Origin of the sequence: Nocardia elegans NBRC 108235, from assembly GCF_001612845.1 — a bacterium.
In the GTDB taxonomy this organism is placed as follows: domain Bacteria; phylum Actinomycetota; class Actinomycetes; order Mycobacteriales; family Mycobacteriaceae; genus Nocardia; species Nocardia nova.
The window spans coordinates 120757-136980 of record NZ_BDBF01000006.1; the positions used below are offsets into that span (position 1 = coordinate 120757).

General features: G+C 69.3%; 3 protein-coding genes. All 3 read right to left on the bottom strand.

The window, feature by feature from the left end:
- Positions 1-103: 103 nt before the first annotated feature.
- Positions 104-1093 carry an ATP-binding cassette domain-containing protein gene (locus NE2_RS05380; RefSeq protein WP_063024378.1) on the bottom strand — a complete coding sequence of 330 codons (990 nt, stop codon included), beginning with the start codon at positions 1091-1093 and terminating at the stop codon, positions 104-106.
- Positions 1090-14733, bottom strand: coding sequence for a non-ribosomal peptide synthetase (locus NE2_RS05385; protein ID WP_084493815.1), 13644 nt, complete (start codon positions 14731-14733; stop codon positions 1090-1092). The genes NE2_RS05380 and NE2_RS05385 overlap by 4 nt, the downstream gene beginning before the upstream one ends.
- A gap of 156 nt (positions 14734-14889) precedes the next feature.
- A complete protein-coding gene (locus NE2_RS05390) occupies positions 14890-16221 on the bottom strand; it encodes a tyrosine-type recombinase/integrase (protein ID WP_063024380.1) in 1332 nt (443 codons plus the stop codon).
- Positions 16222-16224: the final 3 nt, after the last annotated feature.

Consider the following 16224-nt stretch of genomic DNA (forward strand, 5'->3'; position numbering starts at 1 on the left):
ATGGTATGGACGTCGCTGTCGGTGTCGGGCCGCGTCACCGCCGCGTCGGTCTGCGTGGGCTCTGCCGCCGTCTCCGATTCGGCGACCGCCGCTTCGACGGTACTCACGACATGATCTCCTCTGCTACGTCTTCGGTTTCGGATTCCTCGATCGGCTCTGCGGGCGTGCCGGTCAGCGACAGGAACACATCGTCGAGACTCGGCCGGGTCACCTCCGCATCCACCACACACACTCCCGCGTCGTCGAGCCGGCGCAGGGCCTCGACCATGGTCCGGGTGCCGTCGCCGACCACGATCGAGACGTGATCGGCGCCCGGCTCGTGGATCGGCTCGCCGAGGCCGACCTCGCCCAGCACCGACTTCGCCGGGCCCGGGTCCTGCCCCTCGGCCAGAGTCACGGTGAGCCGGTCGCCGCCGATCGAGGTCTTCAGTTCGTCGGCGGAGCCGCGCGCGATCACCCGGCCCTTGTCGATCACCGTGATCCGGTCGGCCAGCTGATCGGCCTCCTCCAGATACTGGGTGGTCAGCAGCACGGTGGTGCCGTCGTCGACCAGATCGCCGATCACCTTCCACATGTCGAGCCGGCCGCGCGGGTCCAGGCCGGTGGTCGGCTCGTCGAGCACCACGACCGTGGGCCGGGCCACCAGCGCACCGGCGAGGTCCAGACGGCGGGCCATACCGCCGGAGTAGGTGCCCGCGCGCCGCCCGGCCGCATATTCCAACCCCAGCGCGGAGAGCAGTTCGGTCGCGCGCTCGGCGGACTTCTTGTGGTCCATGCCGTACAGCCGGGCCACCATCCGCAGGTTCTCGAATCCGGACAGGTTCTCGTCGACCGCGGCGTACTGCCCCGAGAGCCCGATCCGGGTGCGCACCCGCGCCGGATGATGCACCACGTCGACCCCGGCGACCCGGACATTGCCGGAGGTCGGTTTCAACAGGGTGGTGACGATTCGGACCGTCGTCGTCTTACCGGCGCCGTTGGGACCCAGCAGCCCCATCACGGTCCCCGACGGGATCTCCAGGTCGACGCCGTCGAGTACCCGCGCCTTACCGTAGGTCTTGACCAGATCGGTGACTTCCACTGCCAAACTCACAGCGTCTCCTCCGTGTCGCCGCCGGCGGCGGCCTCGAGTTGTTGCCGCAGCACCGGACCGATGACGGCCAGCGCTTCCGGTGTCGTCATGCCGGAATGCCGGCAGCGCAGTTTGCGGTCCTCGATCACACCCGTCACGAACGGTTCCCAGGCCGCGGCGCAGCGCTCGGGATCGACGAGGTTGACCTCGTCGTCGGCGGCGGTGAAGAACAGTAGATCACCGTCGAAGACGCGCGGCCGGAATCCGTTGGCCTGCACCGTGCCGTTGGCGTATCCGGTGTAGAGCCGCTGCAGGTGATCCATCGTCAGCGCCGCGAACGGGCCGGGCCGGCCGCGCAGCAACTCGGCCGCCTCCTCCAGGGTCAGGCCCGGATCCACGCCGTTGTCGCCGCCGAGCAGATCGCTGCCGAATTCGCCGATGATGTCGGCCACGCCGGGCATCGCCTGGTCGAGCCAGCGGTCGCCGAGCTGGTAACTGTCCATCATCGCCAGCAGCGCCACCCGCTGGCCCGCCTCCTGCAGCTGCACCGCGATCTCGTGGGCGATCAAACCACCCAGCGACCAGCCGAGCAGATGGTACGGCCCCTCCGGCTGCACCGAACGCATATGCGCGACGTAATCTTTCGCGGCCGCCCGGATGGAGTCGTGCTCCTGCTCGCCGGTGATGTGCGGCGCCTGCAGCCCGTAGACCGGGCGGTCGCCGGGCAGATGCGCCAGCAGGCCCGCGTAGCACCACGACAGGCCGATCGCCGGGTGCACGCAGAACAGCGGCGGCAGCGTGGCCTCGGCGGCGGGACGGATGGGCAGCAGCGGCTGCATCGCGACCGCCAGCACATCCTCGCCGGAAGCCGCCAGCTGCCGGGCGATGCCGGCCGGGGTGGATTCGGCGAACATCAGCTGCACCGGCATCTCGATCCCCGCGGAACGCAGGTGCGCCACCACCTTCGTCGCCAGCAGCGAGTTGCCGCCCAGATCGAAGAACCCGTCGTCGGCGCCGACCTTGTCGACTCCCAGAACCTCGGCGAACGCGTCGCAGACCGCCGTTTCCATCGGTCCCGACGGCGCGCGGTAGCCGTGCTCGGTGGCGAAGACCGGTTCGGGCAGCGCCTTGCGATCCAGCTTGCCCACCGGGCTCAGCGGCACCGACTCCAGCAGCATGATCGATTGCGGCACCATATAACTCGGCACCAGGCCGGCCACATGGGCGCGCAACTGCGCCGGCGTCGGATCGGTGCCGGTACGCGGCTTCACATACGACACCAGCGCGGTGGCGCCCGCGGCGGTCCGGTGACCGATCGTGGTGGACCACTCGACCTGGGCGTGGCGGTGCAGTGCGGCGTCGATCTCACCGAGTTCGATGCGGAAACCGCGAATCTTGACCTGGTGGTCGGTGCGGCCCACGTACTCGAGTTCGAAGCGGCCACCGCGCTGCACCCAGCGCACCAGATCGCCGGTGCGGTACATACGTTCGCCGGGCTTGCCGAACGGATTGGCCACGAACCGCCCGGCGCTGAGCCCGCTGCGGTTGTGATACCCGCGCGCCAGCGCCGGACCCGACAGGTACAGCTCGCCGACGACGCCGACCGGGGTCGGATGCAGCCGCGGATCCAGGACCGCCGCGTGCACACCGCGAATCGGTTCGCCGATGGTGATCGGCGCACCCGGTGCGATCGGCGGGGCCATCAGCGTCACGATGGTCGTTTCGGTCGGGCCGTACACGTTGTGCAGGTTCCGGCCGGGCGCCCACCGCGCCACCAGCTCCGGCGGCAGCGCCTCGCCACCGACGAGCACGTGCCGGAACGAATCGAGTCCGGCCGGATCCACCGTGCCGAGCGCGGCGGTGGTGATGAACGCGTGGGTGATGTCCTCCTCGGCCAGCAGTCGGGCGAGCTCCGCACCGCCGTAGATCCCGGTCGGGGCGATGACCAGCGTCGCCGCCCCGCCCAGGGCGAACAGCAGATCGAGCATCGCCGCGTCGAAGCTCGGGGTGGCGAAGTGCAGCACCCGGCTGTCGGGCCGCACGTCGAACCGCTCGGCGGTTTCGGCGGCGAAGTTCGACAGACCGCCGTGGGTGACCACCACGCCCTTGGGGGTGCCGGTCGAACCGGAGGTGTAGATGACGTAGGCCGGGTTCTCGATCCGCAACCGGCCCCGCCGCTCCGCCGGGGAGATCGGCGCCTCGGAGGCGCGCAGCACGTGCTCCTGCAGGTCCGGTCCGTCCAGGTCCATCCATTCGGCGCCCGCGGGCATCCGCTCGCGGTGGGCGGCGAGCGTAATGCCCAGGGTGGCACCGGAATCGGTGAGCATGTGGGCGATGCGGTGTTCGGGATAGTTCGGGTCCACCGGCACGAACGCCGCACCGGCCTTGGCCACCGCCAGGGTCGCCGCCACCGACTCCATCGACCGCGGAATACCCACGGCCACAAGCATTTCCGGTCCGACCCCGAGCGAGATCAGTACTCGTGCCAGGCGGTTGGTCCACCGGTCCAGCGCACCGTAGCTGATCTCGGCGTCTTCGGTGCGCAGGGCGATCGCCCGCGGATCGGCGGCCACCGCGGCGGCGAAGACCTCGGGCAGCGTCCCCGGACGGCCGGCGAGCGCACCCCGCACGGGCGCCAGCGTCGACCATTCGGTGGGGTCGAGCAGCTCCAGATCGCCCACCGGCAGTTCCGGATTCGCGGCCGCTGCCTGCAGCAGCCGGGCGAAGCGGGCGCCGAGGCGGGCGGCACTGGTGTCGTCGAACAGGTCGCGGGCGAAATTCACCGAGACGGTGATCCCGGCCGGTTCCCGCTGCTCGGTCCACGATTCGGTGAGGGTGAACTGCAGATCGAATTTCGCGATCCCCGGATCGGCGTCGCACGCCTCGATCGTCAGCTCCGGCAGCTCCAGGCTGCGAACCGGCTGATTCCGCACCGACAGCATCACCTGGAACATCGGGTGGTGCGCCTGCGAGCGCGCCGGATTGAGCACCTCGACCAGCCGCTCGAACGGCACATCCGCATGTGCGAAGGCCTCGAGGTCGGTGTCGCGGACCGCGCGCAGCAGATCGGCGAAGGTGTGCGCGCCGCTGACCGGCGTGCGCAGCACCAGCGTGCCGACGAACATGCCGACCATCGCGTCGAGGGCCTGCTGTCCGCGTCCCGCGATCGGGGTGCCGACGGTGATGTCGTGCTCGGCGCTGATTCGGTGCAGCAGCGAGGCCAGCGCGGCGTGCAGGACCATGAACATGGTGACGCCGTGGCGGGCGGCGACGGTCTGCAGTTCGCGGTGGGTGACGGCATCGAGGACGCACTCCACCGTGCCGCCGCGATAGCTCGGCGTCGCCGGGCGGCGCCGGTCGGTGGGCAGCGGCAGCAGTTCGGGAATGCCGTCCAGTGCCTGGCGCCAGTAGTCGAGCTGGCGGCTGATCGGCGATTCCGGATCGTCCTCCGCGCCCAGGGTGTCCTGCAGCCACAGCGTGTAATCGGCGTACTGGACGGGCAACTCGGCCCATTCCGGCGCCGACCCGGCCGCATACGACCGGTACGCACCGGCGATATCGGCGGCCAGTGGCTCCAGCGACCAGCCGTCCATCGCGATGTGGTGGACCACCAGCACCAGTACGTGATCGTCGGCGGCGATCCGCAGCAGCTGCGCGCGCAGCGGTGCGGTGGTGGCGAGGTCGAATCCGGCCGCCGCGAAAGTCCGTACCGCGCCGGTGATTTCGCCCTCGTCGACGTCGACGACCGGCAGCGCCACCGCGGCCTCGCCGGGTGCGAGTACCCGCTGGTAGGGCTCGCCGTCGACCTCCGGGAAGACCGTGCGCAGCGTTTCGTGATGCCGCTGCACCGCGTGCAGGGCAGCGTGCAACGCCGCCACATCCAACGCGCCACGCATGCGCAAAGCGACCGGCACGTTGTAGACGCCGGACAGATCCTCGGCCGAGGAGGCGTTGAACCGGTTGAGGAACCACAGCCGCCGCTGCGCCGCCGAGAGCGGCACCCGGGCGGGGCGCTCGCGCCGCGTCAGAACGGGACCGTGGTCGCCGTCGCGGACGCCGCCGTCGAGCAGGGCGGCGAGTTCGGCGACGGTGGGAGCGCCGAAGACCGAACGCACCTGCACCCGCACCCCGGTGGCATCGCTGAGCCGGGCGACCAATTGCGTTGCCAGCAGCGAGTTTCCGCCGATCTCGAAGAAATTGTCGTCGGCGCCGACGGATTCGGCGCCGATCAGCTCGGCCATCACCCGCGCGACCAGGCGTTCGGTGTCGGTGCCCGGTTCCCGCGCCGCGGTCGTGATCTGCCGCGGTTCCGGCAGCGCGTCCCGGTCGAGTTTGCCGACCGGGGTCAGCGGAATGCGGTCCAGCACGGTGACACTGCTGGGCACCATATGCGCCGGCAGGTGCGCGGCCACATGGTCACGCAACGCCTCGACATCGAGTTCGGCGGCGGTCTCGGCGGGCTGCACATAGGACACGATCCGCGGTGTGCCCGCGATCGTGCGCACCTCGGTGTGGGCGAAACGCAGCGCCGGGTGCGCGGCCAGCACCTCGGTGATCTCGCCGAGTTCGATGCGGAAACCACGCAGTTTCACCTGGTGATCGCTGCGGCCGAGGTAGACGATCTCGCCGTCGGCGCGCCACCGCACCACATCGCCGGTGCGGTACATCCGCGCGCCTTCGGGCCCGTACGGGTCGGCGACAAATCGGGCCGCACTGAGGCCGGGGCGCTCGAAGTAGCCGCGCGCGACCGACTGGCCACCGAGATACAACTCGCCCGGGACGCCGACCGGGACGGGACGCAGCCGTTCGTCGAGGACTACGGCGTGTACACCTCGCCCCAGCGACCCGATGGTGATGGGTGCACCGACCGCGATCGGTCCGGCGATCGTCACCACGATGGTGGTTTCGGTCGGGCCGTAGCCGTTGAACAGCATCCGGCCCGGCGCCCACCGCTCGACCAGATCCGCTCCGAGCGCCTCACCGCCGACCATGATCGAGCGCAGGTGCGGCAGCGGCCAGCGACGGTGATCAATGGTGGCCAAGGCGGCGGTGGTTATGAAGGTGTGGCTGATGCGTTCACGATCCATCAGAGCCGCCAGTTCGTCGCCGCCGTAGATATCCGGCGGGCAGATCACCATGGTCGCGCCTGCGCAGATCGTCAGCAGCAGATCCAGCACGGCCGCATCGAAACTCGGGCTCGCGAAGTGCAGAGTCCGGGCCTCGCCGTCCACGCGCATCCGGTCGCGTAACCAGTCGGCGAAATTGGACAACCCGGCGTGCGTGACGGCCACGCCCTTGGGCTTTCCGGTCGAACCGGAGGTGTAGATCAGGTAGGCCAGGTCGGATGTCCTCACCGTGCGCAGGCGTTCGGCGTCGGTGATCGTGCGCTCGTCCTGCACGTCCAGCTCGACGCGCAGTACCGGGTCGTCGAGCAGCAGCCAGTCGGTGCCGGGCGCCGAGTTGTTACCTGCGGTGGCGGAGCGCAACCGGTCCAGATGCGCGGTCATCGAGATTCCGAGCGCACACCCGGAGTCGGCGAGCATATGCCGGACGCGGTCGGCCGGGTACTTCGGATCGACCGGGACGAACGCTGCCCCGGATTTGGTGACGGCCAAGGCGGCGACCACCGATTCGATCGAGCGGGTCAGTCCGATCGCGACCCGGTCGCCACTGCCGACGCCGCGAGCGATCAGGGCGCGGGCGATCCGATTCGAGCAGTCCTCCAGCTCGGCGTAGCTGAGCTCGTCGTCGCCGCTGCGGATCGCGGTGCGGTGCGGATGCAGGTGCGCAGTCGCGGTGAAGTAGTTCGCCAGGCTGCACTGCGGGGTGGCGGCCGGGCCGCGGCGCGGGGTGAAGTCCGTGCGTTCGACGTCGGTGCGGGCGTCGATGTCGCGCACCGGAATCCGCGCATCGGCGCTGACCGACTCCAGCACCAGCAGCAGCCGCTCGGCCAGCGTGCGCACCGTGTCCTCGTCGAAAAGCTCTGCGGCGTAGACCATTTCGAGGTCCCGGGTATCGGCGGGCACCCGCAGTTCCAGATCGAACTTGGCCACCGCGATGTCGAGTTCCTCCGCGCGCAACCGCAGGCCGGGCAATTCCAGGGCCGGCGGCGTGGTGTCCTGCACGGTGAGCGCGACCTGCAGCAGCGGCCGCCGTCCGCCGTTGCCGCGGCCGAGTTCCTCGACGATGCGCTCGAACGGCAGTTCCGCATGCGACATGGCGGAGAGTTCACCGTCACGGTCGGCGCGCAGCTGATCGGCGAAGGTGTGGTCGGGGTCGACATCCGAGCGCAGCATCAGGGTGTTGACGAACATGCCGACCAGGTCGTCGAGGCGGGTGTCGCCCCGCCCGGCCACCGGGGTGCCGATGACGATGTCGCGGCCGCCGGTGACAACGCGCAGCACCACCGCCAGCGCCGAGCGCAACACCATGAACAGGCTCACGCCCTGCGCGCGGGCCAGCTCCTCGAGCCGCTCCCGCAGCTCTTCCGGCATCCGGATCCGCACGGTGCCGGCGCTGTTGGTCGGCTCGGCCGGGCGCGGCCGGTCGTAGGGCAGCGGCAGCTCCTCCGGCAGGCCCTCGAGAGTTTCGCGCCAGAACCGCAGCTGCACCGCCGCGGCGCTGGCCGGATCGGATTCGTCGCCGAGGCATTCGCGTTGCCACAGACTGAAATCGGCGTACTGCACCGGCAGCGGCGCCCAGGCCGGAGCCGCCCCGTCGCGACGCGCGGTGTAGGCGACCATCAGATCGGTGGTGAGCGGTCCCAGCGACCAGCCGTCCGCGGCGATGTGATGGACCACGATGCCCAGCTGATAGGTACGAATCCCGGTGCGCAGCAACATCATTCGCAACGGAATCTCCCGGGTGAGATCGAATCCGCGCTGGGCGAGGCCGCGCAGCACCAGCCGGGCGTCATGGTCGTCGGTCACCACGGGTTCCAGCACCGGCAGGCAGCGGTCGGAGTCGAGGACCAACTGGTACGGACCGGCCTGATCCTCGGGGAAGATCGTGCGCAGCACCTCGTGCCGGTAGACCAGATCGGCCACCGCGGCACGCAAAGCGGGCAGATCCGGATCGCCGTCGATGCGCAACGCGAAAGCGATGTTGTAGGCGCTGGATTCGGGGTCGAAGCGGTTCAGGAACCACATTCGCTGCTGCGGCAGCGACAGCGGAATCCGGCCGGGGCGCGGGTCGTACCGCGTCAGCGCCACCCGGTTCGTGCGCGGCGCGTGTTCCAGGTGCGCCGCGACACCGGCCACGGTAGGCGTTTCGAAAATGGCCCGGACCGGCAATTCGACGCCGAATTCGGCGTGCAGTGCGGCGGTGAGCCGCGTGGCCAGCAGCGAGTTGCCGCCGGCGTCGAAGAAGCTGTCCTCGGCGCCCGGTACGGCGTGGCCGAGCACCGTGGCGAAGACCTGCGCGACCCGCTGTTCCAGTTCCGATTCCGGCGCCCGGGACGGTCCGGCGGAGGTGAATACCGGCGCGGGCAGCGCCTTACGGTCGACCTTGCCCGCCGGAGTCACCGGCACCCGGTCCAGCACCGTGATCGCCGCGGGAACCATATAGGCGGGCAGGTGGCGGCGCGCGGTCTCGAGCACCTCGGCCGGATCGATCTCGGTGTCGGCGGCCAGATAGGAGGCGAGCCGGGCGGCACCGTGCTCACCGGTGTGCACGACGGTCATCGCGAACCGCACACCCGGATGCGCGCGCAGCACATGGTCGATTTCGCGCAGTTCGATGCGGAAGCCGCGGATCTTCACCTGATCATCCGCGCGGCCCAGGAAGCGCAGCACACCGTTGCCGTCGGTCGTCACCAGATCGCCGGTGCGGTACATGCGCTCGCCGCGGCGCCCGTGCGGATTCGCCGGGAACCGGGCGGCGGTCAGGCCGTGGCGGCCCAGATAGCCGCGCGCCAGGCCGGGCCCGGAGATGTACAACTCCCCCGCGACGCCGGGCGGAACCGGACGCAACCTGTTGTCCAGGATGAACAATCGCATCCCACGCACCGGCTTGCCGATGGGGACGGGACGGCCCGCGACCATCGGATCGCTGGCGGTGGCGGCGACGGTGGCCTCGGAGGGGCCGTACATGTTGTGCATGCGCCGCCCGGCGGTCCAGGTGCGGACCAGATCCTCGGGGCATGCGTCACCGCCGACGATGACGGCCTCGAGATCGTCGAGGCCGTCCGGGGATACGGTCGCCAGCGCGGCCGGGGTGATGAACGCGTGGGTGATCCGCTCGTCGCGCAGCAGGCGCGCGAGCTCGGCGCCGCCGTAGAGTCCGGCCGGCGCGACCACGATGGTGGCGCCCGCGGCGAAGCCCAGCAGCAGTTCGAGCACCGAGGCGTCGAACGAGGGCGAGGAGAAGTGCAGCGTGCGCGCCGTGTCGTTGACCCGGAACAGGTGCATCTGCTCGTGCGCCAGCGAGGCGATACCGCCGTGGGTGACCACGACCGCCTTGGGCCTTCCGGTCGAGCCGGAGGTGTAGATCAGATACGCCGGATGCGAAATGCGCAGCGGCAGTGGACGATCCCGGTCGGTGATCGGCGCGGACGAGACCCGCGCGAGGGCGTCGGTGAGGACGCCCGAATCCATCAGCAGCCAGTCGGCGCCCTGTTTGCGGTGGCGCCCGCGGTGCATCGGCCGCTTCGGCATGGCGGCGTGGCTGCGGGCGTCGGTCACGCCGAGCATCGCACCGGAATCGGCGAGCATGTGCTCGATACGTTCGGCGGGGTAGCCGGGGTCGACCGGCACATAGGCGGCACCGGTCTTGGCGACCGCCCAGATCGCGGTGATCGAGGCCAGGCCGCGCGGCAGCGCGATCGCGACCACCACCTCGGGACCGGCGCCGTGTTCGATCAGCACCCGGGCCAGCCGGTTGGAGTCCTCGTCGAGCTCCCGGTAGGTGGTGTCACGGCCCCGGTATCGGACCGCGACCAGCTCCGGGACCCGTTCCGCGGTTTCGTGCAGCAGCCGCGCCAGGCTCAGCGGTGGCACACCGGGCGCGCCCGCGATCGGCACCAGTTTGCCGACCTCTCGCGCGTCGAGAATCGGCAGATCACCGACCGGGGTCTCCGGCGCGCCGACCGCGGCGTCGAGCAGCCGGACGAAACGCCGCGCCACCGACTCGACCGTGGAGTGGTCGAAAATGTCGGCGGCATAACCGAATTCGGCGGTCAGCGGGCCGTCCTCGGCGTCGGCGGCATCGCTGTCGTGGACGATCAGTTGCAGATCGAATTTCGCGACGCCGACATCCATCGGCAGCACGCGCGCGCTGAGACCGGGCAATTCGACCCGCAGTTCGGGGTTGTTCTCGTAGGAGAGCATCACCTGGAACAGCGGGTGCCTGCCCGCGTCGCGAGACGGGTTGACGACCTCGACCAGCCGCTCGAACGGCACATCGGCGTTGGCGAAGGCGTCGAGGTCGGTTTCGCGGACGCGGTCGAGGATGCGATCGAATCCGGTGGCGGGGTCCACCTCGGTGCGCAGCACCAGGGTGTTGACGAACATGCCGACCAGGTCGTCGAGCGCGGGATCGGAGCGGCCCGCGATCGGAGTGCCGATGGCGATATCGGCGGTGCCGCACAGGCGTGAGAGCAGGCTCGCCAGAGCGGCATGCATGATCATGAACGTGCTGACGCCGCGCTCGGCCGCCACCGCGGCCACCGCGCGGCGGGTTTCGGCCGGAATCGTGAATTCGACTCGGCCACCGGCGGTGTCGCGCTGACGCGGGCGCGGGCGATCCAGCGGAAGGTCCAGCTGATCGGGGAGGTCGGCCAGGGCGGTGCGCCAGTAGGCAAGCTGCCGCGCCAACGCGCTGGTGGGGTCGGTCTCGTCCCCCAGCAGTTCGCGCTGCCACAGCGCGAAATCGGCGTACTGCACCGGCAGCGGCGCCCACTGCGGGGCCCGCCCCGTGGTCCGCGCGGCGACCGCACCCATCAGATCGCGGGCCAGCGGCGCCACCGACCAGCCGTCACCGCAGATGTGGTGCAGGACCACCAGGAAGATGTGTTCGTCGGGTCCGGTGGCATACAGCGCCACCCGGATCGGCGCCTGACTGCGCAGATCGAAGCCGTATCCGGCGTATTCGGTGGCCAGGGCCAGCGCGTCGGCACCGGTGGCGTCGATCGGCTCGAGGTTCAGCGGGATCTCGGCGGCCGGGTGGATGACCTGGACCGGGCCGGTCGGCGAATCGGGGAAGGTGGTGCGCAGGCTCTCGTGCCGGTCGAGCACATCGAGCAGCGCGGCGCGCAGTACCTCGACCTCGAGCGGTCCGCTCAGCTCGACGGCCAGCGGCATGTTGTAGGCGCCGGCGTGTTCGGCGAAACGGTTGAGGATCCATAGCCGCTGCTGAGCGAGTGAGAGCGGAATGCGTTGCGGCCGTGGGCCGGCCACCAATTTCGGAGAGGAACGGTCGACGCCGTGCGCGCCGATCCGTTCGGCTAGCTGGGCGACCGTCGGCGACTCGAACAGATCCCGGATGGTCAGACCGGAACCGAAGGCGGCGTTGATCCGGGCCACGGCCCGGGCGGCCGAGAGCGAATTGCCCCCGAGGTCGAAGAAGCTGTCCTCGACGCCGAGGCTCTCACAGCCGAGGACCTCGGTGACGAGGGCGGCCAGCTGGCGTTCGGTGGCCGTGCGCGGCTCGACGATGCTGTCGCCGCCGCGGCGCGCGGTCGCCTCCGGTGCGGGCAGCGCCTTGCGGTCGATCTTTCCGTTGGCGCTCAACGGCAATTCGTCGAGTACGACGACCACGGTCGGCACCATGTACCCGGGCAGGACGCCGCGCAGGTCGGCGATCAGCGCCGTGCTGTCGACGGTGTGCCCCGGCGCGGCCACCACGTAGCCGACCAGCTCGTCACCGGCCGGTGTGGTGTGGGCGACGCAGACCGCGCGGGCGATCCGCTCGTCGGCCAGCAGCGCCGCCTCGACCTCGCCCAGTTCGATCCGCTGCCCGCGGATCTTCACCTGAAAGTCACTGCGTCCCAAGTATTCCAGGACTGCGGGCAACCGGTCGGCACCGGTCGCGGGCGGTATCGGATCCATCCGCCATCGCACCAGGTCGCCGGTGCGATACATGCGTGTACCGGGGGTGAACGGATTGGCCACGAAGCGATCCGCGGTCAGGCCGGGGCGGCCCAGATAGCCGCGGGCCAGCTGCACGCCTGCCAGATACAGTTCGCCGACCACACCCGGCGCGACCGGCCGCAAGGTCTCGTCGAGGACGTAGACCTGGGTGTTCCAGACCGGCGCGCCGATCGGGATGACGTCGTTCTCCGGCGCGCAGGCCCAGTAGGTGACGTCGACGGCCGCCTCGGTGGGCCCGTACAGGTTGTGCAGCTGCGCCCCACCGGCCGATGCCGACGATCCGGACCGTCGCGCACCGGGAACCACGGCGTGGAAATCGCGGACGGTCGCCGCCGGCAGCGCCTCACCGCTGCAGAACACCCGGCGCAGTCCGCCGCAGCCGCGCACATCGGTGTCGGTCACGAAGACCGAGAGCATCGACGGCACGAAATGGGCTGTGGTCACGTTCTTTTCGGCGATGATCCGCGCGAGATAGGCCGGATCGCGGTGGCCGTCCGGCGCGGCGATTACCAGCCGCGCCCCGATCTGCAACGGCCAGAAGAACTCCCACACCGACACATCGAAGGTCGCGGGAGTCTTCTGCAAGACGGTGTCGCTGTCGTCGAGCGGATACCGGTGCTGCATCCAGGCCAGGCGGTTCACGATGGCGGCGTGGGTGATGCCGACGCCCTTGGGTTTACCGGTCGAGCCGGAGGTGAAGATCACGTAGGCCAGGTGGTCGCGGTGCAGCGGTGCGCGCCGGTCGGCGTCGGTGATCGGCGGTTCGGCGCCGGAATCTTCGGTGCCGAGCTCCTGGACGTCGATCACCGCGACCTCTGTGGGGAAGTCGACCTCGTCCCGGGCCGCGGTCAGCACGCACAGCGGCGCGGCCTGCTCGAGGATGTGCGCGGTGCGCTCGGCCGGATGATCGGGATCGATCGGCAGATAGGCCGCCCCCGCGCGCACGATCGCGTACATGCCGACCACCAGGTCGAGGCTGCGACGCATGGCCAGGCCCACGACCGTGTCGGGTCCGGCGCCGCGGGCGATCAGCATGCGGGCCAGCCGGTCCGCGCGCTGCCGTAGCTGTTCGTAAGTCAATGTGTCGCCGTCGAATTCGAGTGCGATCGCATCCGGCGTGGCCCGCGCCTGCGTGCCGAACAGGTCGGCGAGCGTGCCCGGCCGCTCCGGCACCGCGGTCGCATTCCACTGCCGCAGCACCTCGTCGCGTTCGGCGTCGGTGATCACCGGCACCGCCGCGACCGGATCGGCCGGATCGGCGGTCAGAAAGCGGTTCAGGTAGCCGAGGAACCGCTCGTGGTGGCGCGCCAGTTCGGCCGCGCCGTACAGCTGCGGATTGGCTTCGAAATCGACGTGGATGCGCCCGCCCTCGCCGTTGTAGAGGTTGATCGACAGATCCTCGACCGGTCCGGTCGACAGCACGTTCAACGAGCCGACGAAGCTGCCGAAGTTCAGTTCACTGTGGAACAGCATGATGTTGACCATCGGCCCGAAGAAGCCGCGGGCATCGCGCGAATAACCGCAGTCGCGTCTGATGTCGTCGTGGCGATAACGCTGATGCCGCAGGGCGCCGGTGATCTGCAGTTCGGTGGCCTTGACCACGTCGGCGACCGTGGTGCCGGCGTCGAATCGCACCCGGATGGGCACCACGTTCGACACCACACCCGCGGAGCGGCGCAGCGCGACCGTGGTCCGCGCGGACATCGGCAGGCTCAGCACCACATCGGAGGTGCCGGTTACCGCGCGCACGTAGCCGGCCAGCGCCGCGACCACCAGTGCGGAGTTCTGCGTAGCGAAAGTGGTTGCGGCGGTGTCGAGTTCGGCTTCGGTCTCGGCGTCGAGCACGGCCGCCGCGATGCGCCGGCCGGGATCCGGCGTGGACGAGGCGATCCCCGACGACGACAGGGTCAGCGGCGCGCCTACCCCTGCGAGCTGCTCCCGCCAGTACTCCCGGTCGGCGCGGTAGCGGCTGGACTCCCGGTACTGCGACTCCCCGGCGTAGATCTCGGCCAGCGAGGCGGCCCGCGAGACCGACGGCTCGGTGTGTTTCTCCAGTGCGGTGTAGATCTCGGCGGTGCGGGTGAGCGCGTTCATGGCGCCATAGCCGTCGATGACGATGTGGTGAGCGCGGCAGTACCAGATATAGTCCTGGTCGCCGAGGCGCAGAACGACGTTGATGGTCAACGGCTCGTGTTCGATATCGATCGGGCTGCTGGCGTGCTCGTTCATCCACCGCAGCGCCGCCGCGCGCGGATCGGGTTCCTGGCGCAGGTCTATCCGGGCCCACCCGGGCCGATGCGCCGAATCCACCACCTGCTGTGGCACGCCGTCGATTTCCACGACGCGCAGCTGGCCCACCTGGGATTCCGCGCCGAACCGCTCGATGGAGTAGAGCAGCCGGCCCACGTCGAGATCACCGTGAATGTCCACGTATTGCGCGATGGTCAGTGGCACATCGGGTCGAATCCGCTGCGCGTACCACAGGGCGGTTTGCGCCGGTGACAGAGCGAAGGGTTGTGCTGAAAATTCGCCGGAAGCACATTGGTCGACACGATCGGTGGCCAATGAACCCATCAATCACTCCGTTCTGCCGCTGTATACGCAACTCCCCGGTCCCCGTCCGCGAGCGGAAAAGCGCGCGCCAGCGGGAGGACGTGATCCACGCCCTATGATTCGGAGCCCTGTTGCGGCCGGACTGGTAACGATGTCGTTACCAAAGCGGCGCCCTATTTATGCTGGCCAGAGCGATGTCCTGGTCGACCGGGAGATCAAGTTCGGCACATTGCCGTCATTTTGCGGATTCAGGTACTCGAGGTACTCCGAGTTGTCGACGACGGGATGCTTGAAGCCTCTGCGGTCGACGTAGTGCCGAGTCGCCATCGTCGACCCCTCGGAATGCCCGAGCTGCGCACTCGCCCTGCGCCGGTCTGCGCTACGCCCCATCACTTCCGTAGCTGCTGTGTCGCGGAGATTACCCCAACACAGCCAATCGAGGGACGTACCACGACGAAGACGGGCCAATGCATACTGCGCGCGATAGGCGTCGACCGGACGGTCCCCGATGGTGAAGAGGTGTTCTTCCTCGCCGGCCGGCTCACACAGGTCTTTCCACGCCCTCAACACTGTTGTGAGCCACTGAGGCAGTCTGATCCAATACTCGGGGACACCGACGCACTTGCGGGCGTCCTGACGGTAGGCAGGCAGCCCCACGCGCTTGGTCATCGTGCCGCAGATGTGCGCCACGGCGCACCCGACGGTCGGATCGTCCAGCTCGGGGATATCCATCCACCGCAGCGCGAGGCCCTCACCCAGGCGGATTCCCGTGCCCAGCAAGGCCAGACCGAGCGGAAGCACGTACTCATGCCCTTCGGGCCGCTTCTGCTCGTCACCGAGGACCGCAGGCAGAAGGGCTCGCTCGTCTTCACTCAACGCCCGCTGCGGCGTCTCGACCGTGGTGTCCGGAGCGGGAACGTCTCGCATCGGCGAGACATCGAACAGTCCCTGCAGCGTAAGTTCCGTGAAGACCGCGCGCAGAATGACATGGTGCCGGTAGGCCACCGACGGTGACAGGTCGGCAATGTCGAGCAGGTAACCATGTAGTTCGGACGGACGTCCCATCTCACTGATGGTGAAGCTGCCCAGCTCGACATTCAGCTTGATCGCGTCTCTACGCGCCCGTGCGCCCTCGTTGGCGTAAATCGTGCGGTGATAGAGGTCGTACGTGTACCACTTCAGCTTGCCTTGCTCCGCCTTGACCTTCTTCATCTCGTCGAACATCTTGAAGGCCGCGCTCATCTTGTCGGTGAGCTGCAGTTTTACGCGTTCCTGGCGCTTACTGTTGCGACGGACCGTACCGCCCTTGAGGCGGTTGACCTTCCATCGTCGCTCGAACGACTCCAGGCATTCGTCTATCGTGCGCCCTTGCGCCGATGTCCGGGTGTAGCAACCGCTGATGGTGCGGTGACGGACGTCTGTCAGCCGGTACACACCGTCGCGGCCTTTGATCGGGACGATCTTGTCCTTGGGCGGGTACGCGCCGGGCGTCAACGCGTCTCGTGGCATTGT